The sequence below is a fragment of the Nocardioides sp. 1609 genome (genome assembly GCF_004522105.1).
Taxonomy (GTDB): Bacteria; Actinomycetota; Actinomycetes; order Propionibacteriales; family Nocardioidaceae; genus Nocardioides.
In genome coordinates, this window is the sequence record NZ_SPUJ01000006.1 from 139,908 (window position 1) to 154,084 (window position 14,177).

11 protein-coding genes are annotated in these 14,177 nt (G+C 73.6%); 2 read left to right on the forward strand and 9 right to left on the reverse strand.

Annotation, left to right across the window (positions count from 1 at the left end; all coding sequences use genetic code 11):
- Positions 1-10: 10 nt before the first annotated feature.
- The 9 genes from E4623_RS17580 to E4623_RS17625 form a co-directional block, all read right to left on the reverse strand.
- Positions 11-565, reverse strand: a complete 555-nt coding sequence (locus E4623_RS17580; protein ID WP_134767869.1) for an HAD family acid phosphatase — start codon at positions 563-565, stop codon at positions 11-13.
- Positions 566-676: 111 nt separating this feature from the next.
- Positions 677-1,891, reverse strand: coding sequence for a formaldehyde dehydrogenase, glutathione-independent (gene fdhA, locus E4623_RS17585; RefSeq protein ID WP_134767870.1), 1,215 nt, complete (start codon positions 1,889-1,891; stop codon positions 677-679).
- A gap of 316 nt (positions 1,892-2,207) precedes the next feature.
- Positions 2,208-2,894, reverse strand: coding sequence for a CbiX/SirB N-terminal domain-containing protein (locus tag E4623_RS22750; protein ID WP_167736722.1), 687 nt, complete (start codon positions 2,892-2,894; stop codon positions 2,208-2,210).
- Positions 2,891-4,030 (reverse strand): uroporphyrinogen-III synthase, encoded by a 1,140-nt coding sequence (locus E4623_RS17600; RefSeq protein ID WP_134767872.1) that lies wholly within the window; start codon positions 4,028-4,030, stop codon positions 2,891-2,893. The genes E4623_RS22750 and E4623_RS17600 overlap by 4 nt, the downstream gene beginning before the upstream one ends.
- Positions 4,023-4,379, reverse strand: a complete 357-nt coding sequence (nirD, locus tag E4623_RS17605; RefSeq protein WP_134767873.1) for a nitrite reductase small subunit NirD — start codon at positions 4,377-4,379, stop codon at positions 4,023-4,025. Before nirD ends, E4623_RS17600 begins: the two co-directional genes overlap by 8 nt.
- A 34-nt stretch (positions 4,380-4,413) precedes the next feature.
- A complete protein-coding gene (gene nirB / locus E4623_RS17610; protein ID WP_134767874.1) occupies positions 4,414-6,963 on the reverse strand; it encodes a nitrite reductase large subunit NirB in 2,550 nt (849 codons plus the stop codon).
- The gene (locus E4623_RS17615; protein ID WP_245155153.1) at positions 6,963-8,354 is read right to left on the reverse strand and encodes an FAD-dependent oxidoreductase; all 1,392 of its coding nucleotides are present in this window, start codon (positions 8,352-8,354) and stop codon (positions 6,963-6,965) included. The genes nirB and E4623_RS17615 overlap by 1 nt, the downstream gene beginning before the upstream one ends.
- A complete protein-coding gene (locus E4623_RS17620) occupies positions 8,351-10,393 on the reverse strand; it encodes a molybdopterin oxidoreductase family protein (protein ID WP_134767875.1) in 2,043 nt (680 codons plus the stop codon). The genes E4623_RS17615 and E4623_RS17620 overlap by 4 nt, the downstream gene beginning before the upstream one ends.
- A complete protein-coding gene (locus E4623_RS17625; RefSeq protein ID WP_134767876.1) occupies positions 10,394-11,896 on the reverse strand; it encodes an MFS transporter in 1,503 nt (500 codons plus the stop codon). It lies immediately after the preceding gene.
- Positions 11,897-12,197: 301 nt separating this feature from the next.
- Between E4623_RS17625 and E4623_RS17630 the strand changes: the two genes are divergently transcribed.
- A complete protein-coding gene (locus E4623_RS17630; protein WP_245155154.1) occupies positions 12,198-12,521 on the forward strand; it encodes a DUF485 domain-containing protein in 324 nt (107 codons plus the stop codon).
- Complete coding sequence (locus E4623_RS17635) at positions 12,521-14,137, forward strand: cation acetate symporter (protein ID WP_134767878.1); 1,617 nt, start codon at positions 12,521-12,523, stop codon at positions 14,135-14,137. Before E4623_RS17630 ends, E4623_RS17635 begins: the two co-directional genes overlap by 1 nt.
- Positions 14,138-14,177 lie beyond the last annotated feature (40 nt).

Sequence of the window (14,177 nt, forward strand, 5' to 3'; positions counted from 1 at the left end):
ACCCGGACGGCTAGGAGAGCCGGCCGCCGTAGCGCGGCAGCCGGTAGGCGCGCTCGTAGCCGCCGCCGGTGAAGTCGTGCGGGTGGTTGCCGACGTTCGCGACCAGCACGTAGCCCAGGTCGGCGAACGACGCCCGGCACCGTTGCTTGCCGTCCGCGGCGCCGGTGCCCCGCTGGCGCAGGCAGAGCCCGTCGATCACGTAGCCGGCCTCGGCGAGGTTGCGGGCCGTCCGGGCCCGCTGCGACTCGTCGCGGGCGGTGTTGACGAGGACCGCGATCCCGAGCCGGCGGGCGGTGCGGGCCAGGCGCAGCACCGGTCGGACCGGCTCGCCGGCGGCGTACTCGGTGGCCAGCATCGTGTTGTCGACGTCCAGGTTGATCGCGAGCCGCTCCCCCGGCGCGGCGGTCGCGGCGCGCTCGGCGAGGTAGGCCCGCGAGCCGGCCATCGCCTCGCGCACGTCGGCGCGCCACCGGTCCGCCGAGGGCAGGTCGGCCGAGGACGACGGGGCGACGGAGAGCGGGGTGACGACGAGGGCCACGACCGCGAGGAGCACGAGACGGCGCATGGCTCGACCCTAGGGCGTTCCTGCTCGGTCCCGTCCGGGCCGGCCGTCCGGCACCGAGGACGTCGTCGACGACGTCCCCGGCGCCGCCCCACCGGCGGGCGGGCGGGCGGATCAGCCGGTCATGCCGTGGGGGTCGATGACGAACTTCTGGGCGGCGCCCGAGTCGAACTGCGCGTACCCGTCGGGAGCCTGGTCGAGGCCGATGGTCTTGGCGTTGACCGCCTTGGCGATGTCGGCCCGGTCACTGAGGATCAGGTTCATCAGCTTGCGGTTGTACTGCTTGACCGGGCACTGACCGGTGTGCAGCGAGTGCGACTTCGCCCAGCCGAGACCGAGGCGCACGCCCAGGGTGCCCTGCTTCGCGGCGTCGTCCACCGCGCCGGGGTCGCCGGTGACGTAGAGACCCGGGATGCCGACCCCGGCACCTGCCCGGGCGACGGTCATCGCGTCGTTGAGCACCGTCGCGGGCGCCTCGGCGGCGCCCTCACCGTGGCCGCGGGCCTCGAACCCCACCGCGTCGACCGCGGCATCCACCTCGGGCTCACCGACGACCTGGTCGATCTTCTCGGCCAGCGACCCGTCGGTGGTCAGGTCGATCCCCACGCAGCCGAAGCTCTCCGCCTGCTTGAGCCGGTCGCCGTTCATGTCGCCCACCAGGACCACCGACGCCCCCAGCAGCTGTGCCGAGAAGGCCGCGGCCAGGCCGACCGGTCCGGCGCCGGCGACGTAGACGGTCGAGCCGGTCGTGACCCCGGCGGTGTAGGCGCCGTGGTAGCCGGTCGGGAAGATGTCGGAGAGCATGGTCAGGTCGAGGATCTTCTCCAGCGCCTGGTCACGGTCCGGGAACTTCAGGAGGTTGAAGTCGGCGTAGGGGATCATCACGTAGTCGGCCTGGCCGCCGACCCAGCCGCCCATGTCGACGTACCCGTAGGCGGCGCCGGCACGGGCCGGGTTGACGTTGAGGCAGATGCCGGTCTTTCCCTCGTTGCACATCCGGCAGCGCCCGCAGGCGATGTTGAAGGGGACCGAGCAGATGTCGCCCTTCTTGACGAACAGCACGTCCTCGCCCAGCTCGACCACCTCGCCGGTGATCTCGTGGCCCAACGTCTGGCCGATCGGCGCCGTGGTCCGCCCCCGGACCATGTGCTGGTCGGACCCACAGATGTTGGTGGTGACCAGCTTGAGGATCACCGCGTGGGGGGCCTTCTTCGTGATGCCGAAGTGGTCCGCGACCTCGGCCGGGACCTCGAGCTTCGGGTAGTCCATCGTCTCGACGGCCACCTCGCCCGGGCCCTTGTAGACGACGACGCGGTTGGAGTCACTCATGCGGGTCTCCTTCGTGATGGACCGGCCGGACTCCCCGCGATCGCTGCGGTCGACGACCCGCCCCGTGTGACCTTCATCACACCACGGGAGTGCCCTCCTCGCCAGGGGCCGACCCGGCGCTGCTCCGGACCGGCGCCGCCCGCGCTCCCCGGTGCACGGCCGTCCCGAGGACCGGCCAGCTGGTCGACCGGCCAGCTGGTCGACCGCTACTTCACCCGTGCAGCCGGGCTGGACGGCGCTCGGCAGGTCTCGGGCTCGTTCCCGGGGAGCCCGATCGACCTCCGGTTCCGGTTCGTCCTCGACAGGGCCGGGCTGATCAGCCGACTGGCGATCGCGCCATGAGCTGGTCGGCGCGCTCGACCACGAGGTCCACGACGAGCGGGTGCGGCCCGATCACGTCGGCCACGACGACCCCCTCGCCCGCCTCGCGGCGGGTGCGGTCGTGGAAGAACCCGGGCGAGAGCAGGTACGGCGACACCGCGTCGCCGGGCCGGACGACGTCCGCCGGGCGGGGTCCGTGCCCCGAGAGCGTGGCGAGCTCGACCGGCGAGCCCCAGGCGCGGGCGAGCAGCGCGACGGCGCCCATCTGGTCGCAGGTGGCGGCCTCGTCGGAGGAGCCGGCTGCGACCAGGACGACGCGCTGGCCGCGCTGGGCACCGGCCTCGAGGAGTCGCTCGACCTGGGCGGCGGCGAGGAGCGGGTCGGGGCCGAGCGGCGTGCCGAGGGTGACCGGGACCGACGCCTTGGCGACCGCCTCCGGGAGGTCGGTCTGCACGTGGAAGCCGGTCGACAGGAGCATCGGGACGACGACGACGGGCACGTCGACCTCGACCATCACGTCGGAGAACAGCGGCTCGGAGAGCTCGACGAACGCGGCGCGGGCGGGGATGCCCAGCCGCTCGCCCGCGGCGACCGCCACCGCGCGGGACACCTGGTTGCCGTCGACGTTGCGGGTGCCGTGCGCGACGAGCACCAGCTGGTGTCCTGGCTCGCGCGTCGTCACGACGTCACGGCCAGCCGGTATCCACGTTTCACCACGGTCTGGACTATGCGCGTCCCGACCGCGGCACGCAACCGGGCGACCGCCATCTCGACGGCGTGCTCGGACCCCGCCGTGCCCGACGGGAGGGCCGCGAGGAGGTCGCGTCGGGACACCACGTGACCGGGATTCACCAGCAGGGCGTGGAGAACGGCGAGCGGGGCGGGCGAGAGCCGCACCCCCGCCCCGTCGACCAGGACGTCGTCGGCGTGCACCAGGAGTGTGTGACCCGCCACATCCAGCGACAGCCCCTCGGAGCGCGACGGGAGCTCGGTCTCGAGCTGCTTGACCATCGCCGCGAGCCGCGAGCGGTCGGGGTAGATCGACGGCACGCCCCACATCTCGAACGCCGCCGCGGTGACCGGTCCGACGCACGAGGCGACGACGTCGGCCTGGAACGCACCGATGACCTCCTCGCGGCGACCCGTCGAGCCGGCGGCCGCCATCAGGGCCGCGACGGCCGGCGCGGCGGTGAAGGTGACGGCGTGGACGGTGCGCTCGGCGATCTCGTCGACGAGGTGGAAGACCGGCTCCGGGTCCTCGGCGCTCTCGACCCGGTAGACGGTCACGGTCGTGACCTCCGCGCCCCGGCGGCGCAGCGCGTGCGCCGCCATCGACAGCGACTGGCCGTGCTCCTGGACGACGATCCGGCGTCCGGTCAGGTCGCGACCGCGCAGGTGGGCCAGGACGTCGTCGAACGCCTCGGACTCGGGCGCCCAGAGCTCGCGGAGCCCGCGCCGGCGCAACGCGCCGACGCTCTTGGGCCCGCGCGCCAGGATCTCGGCGCGGCCGAGGTGCTCGAGGAGCCGGTCGAGGGTCCCCCACGACTCGGCGGCGGCGAACCACGCCTTGAGGCCGATCCCGGTGGTGGCCAGGAAGATGTCGACCGGCCGGGCCAGGACGTCGTCCGTGGCCGCGCGCAGCGACGCCTCGTCGACGTGGTTGGGCTCGCGGGAGAGCGCCGGCGCCCAGACGACGTCGGCACCGCGCCGTTCGAGCAGCGCGATCTGCTCCTCGACCTTGCGGGCCGCGGTCACGCCGATCCGGAACCCGGCGAGCGGGCCGGTGCCGGGCCCGGGGCTCGTGCCGGGCTCAGGCATGCGGCGGTCCGGAGGCGACCAGCACCAGTCCGTCGCGGACGGCCACGTCGTACGTCGCCACGCGGACCTCCTCGTCGTCCAGGCACCGACCGGTGCGCAGGTCGTAGCCCTGCTTGTGCAGGGGCGAGGCGACGTACGGGACGCCCCCTCGCGTGCCCACGATCCCACGGGCCAACACCGAGGCGCGACCGATCGGGTCGTAGTTGGACAGCGCGTGGACCTCGTCGTCGTGGGTGCGGAAGACGGCGACCGCCTCGCCCGCGACGAGTGCGAGCACGCCGCCCTCGACCTCGATCTCGTCGAGGCGGCAGATCGTCGTCCACGTCGTGGCGTCCCGGTCGGTCCTCACCGGCGCGTCCTGCGCCCGCTCGTCGCGCGCGCCCTCACGGGGCACCGACCGGGATCGTGGCACCCAGCGAGACCGGCCCGGCGGACTCGGCCGGCACGTCCTGGCCGCGCTCGGAGCGGAACTCGATGTGGGGGTCCGGGACGTCGGGGGCGTTGACGAACGACACGAACCGGCGCAGCTTGTCGGGGTCGTCGAGGGTCGCCTTCCACTCGTCGAAGTACCCGCCGACGTGCCGGCTCATCGCGGCCTCGAGCTCCGAGCCGAGGCCGAGGACGTCGTCCACCACCACGGCGCGGACCCGGTCGAGCCCGCCGTCGAGGGAGTCGACCCAGGGCGCGGTGCGCTGGAGCCGGTCGGCGGTGCGGACGTAGTACATGAGGAACCGGTCGAGGTAGCGGACCAGCGTCTCGGTGTCGAGGTCGCCGGCGAGCAGCCGGGCGTGGACCGGGGTGGCGCCGCCGTTGCCGCCGACGTAGAGGTTCCAGCCCTTCTCGGTGGCGATGACGCCGAAGTCCTTGCCGCGGGCCTCGGCGCACTCGCGCGCACACCCGGAGACCCCGCCCTTCAGCTTGTGCGGCGAGCGCAGCCCGCGGTAGCGCAGCTCCAGGTCGATGGCCAGCTGCACGGAGTCCTGGACGCCGTAGCGGCACCACGTCGAGCCGACGCACGACTTCACCGTGCGCAGCGACTTGCCGTAGGCGTGGCCGGACTCGAAGCCGGCGTCGACCAGGCGCCGCCAGATCGCGGGCAGCTCCTCCATCCGGGCGCCGAACAGGTCGATGCGCTGCCCGCCGGTGATCTTCGTGTAGAGCCCGAAGTCGCGGGCGACCTCGCCGATCACGATCAGCTTCTCCGGGTCGATCTCGCCGCCGGGGATGCGCGGGACGACCGAGTAGGTGCCGTTGCGCTGGATGTTGGCGAGGTAGGCGTCGTTGGTGTCCTGCGTGGTGCGCGCGCCCTCGTCGAGCACGTGGTGGTTGAGCTGGCTGGCCAGCACCGAGGCGACGGTCGGCTTGCAGACGTCGCAGCCCCGCCCGGTGCCGTGCGCGGCGACCACGGCGTCGAACGAGGTGTGCCCGTGCACCGCGACGACGTCGAAGAGCTCCTGGCGGGTGAGCGGAAAGTGCTCGCACAGGCTCCGGTCGACGACCTTGCCCTGCGCCTCGAACCAGTCCTCGATGATCTTCCTGGTCAGCGTCTTGCACGACCCGCAGGTCGCGCCGGCACGGGTGGTCCCCCCGGCCTCGGCCGCGGCGACGATGTCGGCCTTGCTGACGTCGTTGCACGAGCAGACCTGGGCCGCGTCGGGCAGGGCGACCTGCGCACCCGCGCCGGAGGTGACCGGCAGGATCAGCTCCTCGGGGTTCTCGGGCAGCGCGATGCCCGGGTTGGTCGCGGTCGCCACCATGGGGCGCAGCACGCCGTACGCCGACGCGTCGCCGACCAGCACGCCGCCGAGCAGCCGGGCGCCGTCGTCGCTGACGACGAGCTTCTTGTAGACCCCCGCGACGGCGTCGGAGTAGACGAGCTCGAGGGCGCCCTCGGTGGTCGCGAACGCGTCGCCGAAGGAGGCGACGTCGACGCCCATCAGCTTGAGCTTGGTCGAGGTGTCGGCGCCGGTGAAGGCGCCGTCGCCGCCGACCAGCGCGTCGACGGCGACCTCGGCCATCGCGTAGCCGGGCGCGACCAGCCCGTACATCCGCCCGCCCGGCGCCGCGCACTCGCCGACCGCCCACACGTGCGGGTCCGAGGTCCGGCACTGCTCGTCGACCAGGACGCCGCCGCGCTCGGCCACCGCGAGGCCGGCCGCGCGGGCGAGCGCGTCGCGGGGCCGGATGCCGGCGGAGAAGACGACCAGGTCGGTCACGACCGGCTCGGCGTCCTTCAACCCGAGGCCGGTGACGTGGGTCTCGCCGAGGACGGCGGTCGTCGTCGCACCGGTGTGGACGTGTAGCCCCAGCCCCTCGACGTGGCGGCGCAGGGTGGCGCCGCCGGCGTCGTCGACCTGCACCGCCATCAGCCGGGGCGCCATCTCGACGACGTGGGTCTCGAGGCCGAGGTCGGCGAGCGCCTTGGCCGCCTCCAGCCCGAGCAGGCCGCCGCCGACGACGGCACCGACGGTCGCGGTGGCCGCGGCCGCGCGGATCGCCTCCAGGTCCTCGATGGTGCGGTAGACGAAGGTGCCGGGCAGGTCGTGCCCCGGCACCGGGGGCACGAACGGCGCCGCTCCCGTGGCGAGCACGAGCTCGTCGAACTCCAGGACGCTCCGCCCACCACCGGCGGTGTCGAGCAGGACCGTGCGCGCCTCGGGGTCGAGCCCGACCGCCGTGGTGCCGAGCAGCACGCGGACCCGTGGGTCGTCGTACGCGCCGCCGGGGAGCAGGGACAGGGCGTCGGCGCCGACCTCGAAGAACGACGTGAGCGCGACCCGGTCGTAGGCCGGCCGCGCCTCCGCGCCGACCACGACGACGTCGTGGGTCTCGGTGAGGCCGCGCTCGACCGCGGCCTGGACGAACCGGTGGCCGACCATGCCGTGGCCGACGACGACGAGCTGCTTGCGGTGGTTGACGGGGTGCGGGGCCATCACGACGGGGATACCTCCAGGGTGCGGTGGGCGAGGAGCTGGCGGACGGCCGGGGCGCAGCCGCCGCAGCCGGTGGTGGCGCGGGTGGTGTCGCGGACGTCCTCGAGGGAGGAGCAGGCGCGGACCCGGCCGGCGGTGACGCCGGCGCAGGCGCACACCTCGGCGTCGTCCGGGACGGCGGTCGGCCGGGCCGGGCGCTCGACCAGGAGCAGGTCGCCGGGCTCGTGCGGCCCGAGCACCGTGCCGCGGTCGAAGTGCTGGGTGACCAGGCCGACGCGGGCGAGGTCGCCGACGAGGGTGGCGGCGACGATCCGGCCGTCGCGGACGACGAGGCGCCGGTGCGACCCGGCGACCGGGTTCGACACCTCGACGACGTCGCCGGCGGCGTCGGCGTCCCCGAGCACCGCGACGTCGAGGTCGGTGGCGCGGAGCCGGGCGACGACCCGGCTGCCGTCGTACGTCGCGGCGCGACCGCGCAGGTGGGCGGCCAGCACCTCGGCCTGCTCCCACGCCGGCGGCACGAACCCGGTGGTGCGGCCGCCGCGCTGCGCGCCGTCCCCGATGGCGTGGACCACCGGGTCGCTGGTCCTCAGGTGCTCGTCGACGACGACGCCCCGGCGCACCTCCAGGCCGGCGGCACGGGCCAGGGCGGTCGACGGGCGGCCGCCGGCGGTGAGGACGACGAGGTCGGTCTCCAGGACGTGGCCGTTGTCGAGCTGCAGCCCGCCCTGCTCGCCGTCGACCAGGCGGACGGCGCGGGCACCGGTGTAGACCTCCGTGCCGAGCCGGCGCAGGTCGCGGGCCAGGATCGCGCCGGCGGCGGGGCCGACCTGGCCACGCAGCAGGTGCTCCCCGCCCTCGACGACCTCGGTCGCCAGCCCGCGGACGGCGAGCGCCCGCGCCACCTGGAGCCCGAGCAGCCCGCCGCCGACGACGACGGCCCGGCGCGCGTGCGGCACGGCGGCGTCGAGCCGCCGGCAGTCGTCGAGGCTGCGGAACGCGTGCACCCGCTCGTGCAGCCGGCCGTCGAGGCGGACCAGGCCGCGGATCGGCGGGAGGGTCGCGATCGCGCCGGTCGCCAGGACCAGCCGGTCGTAGCCGATCCGCGTGCCGTCGACCAGCAGCACCTCGCGCTCGGCCCGCTCGACCGCGAGCACGCGGGTGCCGAGGCGCAGGTCGACGTCGTCGTCGGCGTACCACCGGCGGGAGCGGAGGGTCAGCGCCCCGGCGGTGTGGGTGCCCTCCAGCACGGCCGAGAGCAGGATCCGGTTGTAGGGCAGGTGCGGCTCGTCGCCGACCAGGGTCACCCGGTGGCCGCTGCCGACCAGGCCCTCGACCAGTCGGACGGCGGCCATGCCGGCGCCCACGACGACGATGCGTGCGGGGCTCACGTGCGCACCGCCGCGGCGCAGACCTTGAACTCCGGCATCCCGCTGGACGGGTCGAGCGCGTCGTTGGTGAGCCGGTTGGCGCCGACCCAGTGGAACGGGACGAAGACGGTGTCGGGCCGGATCGTGGCGACGACGCGCGCCGGCGCCCGCAGCTCACCGCGCCGGGTCGTGACGACGACGGGCTCGCCGTCGCGGGCCCCGATCCGGGCGGCCAGCATCGGGTGCAGCTCGACGAACACGCCGTCGTCGGGCAGCGCACGGACCCGCCGGGTCTGGGCCCCGGACTGGTACTGGGCGAGCACCCGGCCGGTGGTGAGGTGCAGCGGGTACGCGCCGTCCGGCTGCTCGGCGGCGCCGACGTGCTCGACGGCGACGAACCGGGCCCGGCCGTCGGCGGTGGCGAAGGCGTCGGCGAAGAGCCGCGGCGTCCCGGGGTGGTCGGGCGTCGGGCAGGGCCAGAAGACGCCGTGCTCGGCGCGGATCCGGTCGTAGGTGATGCCGGCGTAGTCGGCGCGGCCGCCGGCCGAGGCCCGGGCCAGCTCGGCGAACACCTCCTCCGGGTCGGTCGGGAACGCCGCCGTCGAGCCGAGCCGGGAGGCCAGCCCGGCGATCACGTCGAGGTCGCTGCGCACGCCGGCCGGAGGCGGGACGGCCTGCTGGCGCAGGACCACCCGGCCCTCGAGGTTGGTCATGGTGCCGGTCTCCTCGGCCCACTGCGTGACCGGCAGGACGACGTCGGCCATGGCGGCCGTCTCCGACAGCACGATGTCGGCGACGACGAGCAGGTCCAGCGCGGCCAGCCGCTCGGTCACGTGGGTGGCGTTCGGCGCGGAGACGACGATGTTGCTGCCGTGCACCAGCAGGGCCTTCGGGCCCGCCTCGGTGCCGAGGGCGTCGAGCAGCTCGTGGGCCGAGCGCCCCCGACCCGGCAGCGACGCCGGCGGCACGCCCCACACGCCGGCGACGTGCTCGCGCGCCGCGGGGTCGTCGATCATCCGGTAGCCGGGCAGCTGGTCGGCCTTCTGCCCGTGCTCGCGCCCGCCCTGGCCGTTGCCCTGGCCGGTGAGGCAGCCGTAGCCGGCGTGCGGCCTGCCGCACATGCCGAGCGCGAGGGCGACGTTGATCCAGGCCTGGACGGTCGCGGTGCCCTGGCTGTGCTGCTCGGCGCCGCGCGCGGTCAGCACCGTGACGGTCCCGGCGCCGGCCAGCAGCGCGGCCAGGGCCCGCAGCTCCTCGGCCGCCACCCCGGACACCCGCTCGACCCGCTCGGGCCACCACGACGCGACGGAGCGGCGGACGTCGTCGAACCCGGTCGTCCGGGCGGCGACGTACTCCTCGTCGACGGCGCCGGCGGCGTCGAGCAGGTGCAGGACGCCGAGCGCGAGCGGCAGGTCGGTGCCGGGCACGGGCTGGAGCACGAGGTCGGCCCGGTCGGCGGTCGCCGTGCGGCGCGGGTCGATGACGACGACCGTGCCGCCGCGCTCGCGGAGCCGGTCCAGGTGCCGCGCCGCCGGCGGCATCGTCTCGGCGAGGTTCGAGCCGACCAGCACGCAGACGTCGGTCTGCTCGAGGTCGGCGAGCGGGAACGGCAGCCCCCGGTCGATCCCGAAGGCCCGGTTGGACGCCGACGCCGCCGAGCTCATGCACCAGCGGCCGTTGTAGTCGATCTGCGAGGTGCCGAGAGCGACCCGCGCGAGCTTGCCGAGCAGGTAGGCCTTCTCGTTGGTCAGCCCGCCACCGCCGAAGACGGCCACGGCGTCGGGACCGTGCCCGGCCTGCAGGTCGCGCACCCGGGAGGCGACGACGTCGAGGGCGGTGTCCCACGAGACGGCGGTCAGCTCGCCGGTCGCCCGGTCGCGCACCAACGGCGTGGTCAGCCGCTCGCGGTGCCCGCGCAGGCCGGCCGCCGTCCAGCCCTTGCGGCACAGCCCGCCCTCGTTGACGGGGAACTCCGGCCACGCCTGCACCTCCAGCGTGCGACGACCGGTCAGGGTCATCCCGCACTGCAGGCTGCAGTAGGGGCAGTGGGTGTCGGTCATTCAGATGCCCGCCGAGGCCAGGCTGGTGGCCGCCGACGAGCGGCGCAGGTAGACGGCGTAGGTGACGGCGGCGCAGACGACGTAGAAGCAGGTGAACACGACGAAGGCGCCCCTGGTCGCGGACAGCGGGTCGGCGACCCACGGCGCGGCGAAGGCCAGCGGGATCAGGAATCCGCCGACGGCGCCCACCGCGCCGATGATCCCGATGGCCGCCGACGACTGCTTCGTCGCCTCGTGGACGGCGACGGCGCGCTCGTCGGTGTGCGGGGTGGTGGCGCGCTCGGCCTCGGTGCGGAAGATCGCCGGGATCATCTTGTACGTCGAGCCGTTGCCGATCCCGCTGCTCGCGAAGACGCAGAGGAAGAAGGCCAGGAACCACGGGAACCAGGCCCGGTTGTCGAGCGCGACCGCGGGGTCGGCGGCCGGGTTCGGCGTCAGCCGGGTCAGCGTCCAGAGCACGAGGAGGGTGAAGAGGACCATCCCGCCGAACGCCGCCAGGGTGACCCGCGCGCCGCCGTACCGGTCGGCCAGCCAGCCGCCGAGCGGCCGGGTCAGCGAGCCGACACCGGCGCCGAGGAAGGCGTAGTAGGCGAAGAAGACGCCGGTGCCGAGCGGCGCCGGGTCGGGCACCCAGAAGTTGATCTTGATGAGCAGCGGCATCGCGGCGGAGTAGCCGATGAACGAGCCGAAGGTGCCGACGTAGAGCAACGACATCACCCAGGTCTGCCGGTTGCGCACGACCCGCAGCTGCTCGCGCGGCCTCGAGACCGCGCTGGACAGGTTGTCCATCCGCAGCGCCGCCGCGACGACCGCGACCACGGCCAGGACGGCGTAGACGTAGGCCGCGTACTGCAGGCTGATGCCCGACTCCCGCGCCCGGACCAGGCCGAAGATCCCGGCGCCCCCGACGATCACCGGCAGCAGCAGCTGGATCAGCGAGACCCCGAGGTTGCCGCCGGCGGCGTTCAGCCCGAGCGCCGCGCCCTTCTTGGCGGCCGGGTAGAAGAAGTTGATGTTGGCCATCGAGGAGGCGAAGTTGCCGCCCCCGAGGCCGGCGGTGGCGGCGATGACGCAGAAGACCCAGTACGGCGTGCCGGGCTGCTGGACGGCGTGGGCGAAGAGCAGCGTGGGGACGAGCAGCAGCGCGGCGCTGACCATGGTCCAGTTCCGGCCGCCGAAGCGCGGCACGGCGAACGTGTAGGGCAGCCGCAGCAGCGAGCCGACGAGGTTCGGCAGGGCGACGAGGAGGAAGAGCTGCTGGGCGTCGAAGGCGAAGCCCTGCGCGACCAGGAACGCCGAGCTGACGCTCCAGATCAGCCACACCGAGAAGCCGAGGTGCTCGGCGAAGATCGACCAGACGAGGTTGCGCCGGGCGACCTGCCTGCCGCCGTTCTCCCAGAACTCCTCGTCCTCGGGGCGCCAGTCGGTGATCCAGTGCTTCCCGGATCGGCCGGACGCCGCCGGCGTCGCGTGCGTCGTGGGGTCGGGAGCGGTCGTCGTCATGCCGACCAGTCCAGTGCCGCGAGGTTTCGGGGCCGGTGGTCGCGCCGGAAACCTTGTGTCACCGCGACCTCACGGCCTCACGGTCCTCACGTCCTCACGGGCGGCGCCCCCACCGCTGCGCGCGACCGTTCGTCGCGCTGGACCGACCGCTCACCGCACCGTCGTCCCCGCCCGTCGCAGCGACACCGCCGCCCCCTGCCGGGTGACGCCCGTCACTCCTAGCGTGACGCGGGTCACCCGTCGGTGACCCGTACCGGAGAGGCGCCGTCCGATGGCACTTGAGAAGGATCCACACCGCGACGTGGCCGCACGCCACGATCCCGTCTACGACTCGATGGCGGAGTCGGCCGACTTCATCGAGCTGCGCCGCCGCTACCGGAGCTTCGTGCTGCCGGCCACGGCCGCGTTCCTGGCCTGGTTCCTGCTCTACGTCGTGATGTCCAACTGGGCCGGCGACTTCATGAGCCAGAAGGTCGTCGGCAACATCAACGTCGCCCTGGTCTTCGGGCTGCTGCAGTTCCTCACGACGTTCCTCATCGCCTACGCCTACAGCCGCTACTCGACCGCGCGGCTCGACCCGCTGGCCGAGAGCCTCAACTCCGTCTACGAGGGGGGCAAGCGCTGATGGACCACCAGGTGCTCACCACCGTCCTGTTCCTCGCCGTCGTCGCGCTGACGATCGGCATCACGATCCGGGCCAGCCGCTCGTCGTCCGGCACGTCGGACTTCTACGCCGGCGGCCGGTCCTTCTCCCCGATCCAGAACGGCCTGGCCATCGGCGGCGACTACATGTCGGCGGCGTCGTTCCTCGGCATCTCCGGGATCATCGCGCTGTCGGGGTACGACGGCTTCCTCTACTCCATCGGGTTCCTGGTCGCCTGGCTGGTGGCCCTGCTGCTCGTCGCGGAGATGCTGCGCAACTCGGGCCGCTTCACGATGGCCGACCAGCTGGCGTTCCGGATGAAGCAGAAGCCGGTCCGGCTGGCGGCCGCGACGTCGACCGTCGTCGTCTCGATCTTCTACCTGCTCGCCCAGATGGTCGGCGCGGGCACGCTCGTCGCCCTGCTGCTCGGCGTCGACAACCAGGCCGTCAAGAACATCGTCATCTTCGGCGTCGGCGCCCTGATGATCTTCTACGTCACGGTCGGCGGCATGAAGGGCACCACCTGGGTGCAGATCGTCAAGGCCGTCCTGCTCATGACGGGCTCGGCGCTCATCGTCGTCCTGGTGCTGGCGCAGTTCGACTTCAACCTCTCCAGCCTGCTCGGTGCCGCCGCCGACAACAGCGGCAAGGGCCAGGCCTTCCTCGAGCCCGGCCTCAAGTACGGCGCGACGCTGACGAGCAAGCTCGACTTCGTCAGCCTCGGCATCGCCCTCGTGCTCGGCACGGCGGGCCTGCCGCACATCCTGATCCGCTTCTACACGGTGCCGACGGCCAAGGACGCCCGCAAGTCGGTGCTGTGGGCGATCGGCCTGATCGGCGTCTTCTACCTCTTCACGCTGGTGCTCGGCTTCGGTGCCGCCGCGCTGCTCGACACCTCGACGCTCGACAAGTCCGGCAACCTGGCCGCCCCCCGGCTGGCCGAGGAGGTCGGCGGTGGAGCCGGCTCCACGGGCGGCGCGATCCTGCTCGCGCTGATCGCCGCCGTCGCCTTCGCCACGATCCTCGCGGTGGTGGCCGGCCTGACGCTGACCTCGTCGGCGTCCGTGGCCCACGACGTCTACAACAACGTCATCAAGAAGGGCAAGGCGACCGAGGAGGAGGAGATCAAGGTGACGCGGTACGCCGCCGCGGGCATCGGCCTGGTCGCGATCCTGCTCGCGATCCCGGCGCAGAGCCTCAACATCGCCTTCCTCGTGGCGCTCGCCTTCGCGGTGGCCGCCTCGGCGAACCTGCCGACGATCGTGTTCAACATGTTCTGGAGGCGCTTCAACACCCGCGGCGCGCTGTGGAGCATCTACGGCGGACTGATCTCGGCCGTCGGCCTGGTCATCTTCTCGCCGGTGATGTCCGGCAAGGGCCTCGACGCCGACGGCAAGAACCTGTCGCTGCTGCCGACCAGCATCGACATCTCCTGGTTCCCGCTGGAGAACCCGGGCATCGTCTCGATCCCGCTCGGCTTCGTCTTCGGCATCATCGGCACCCTGTCGAAGCGCGAGCCGGCCGCCGAGGACCGCTACACCGAGCTCGAGGTCCGCGCCCTGACCGGCTCCGGCTCGGAGAAGGCCACCTCGCACTGACACCCGCCGCGCCGACCCGTCAGGAGCTCTCCTGGCGGGT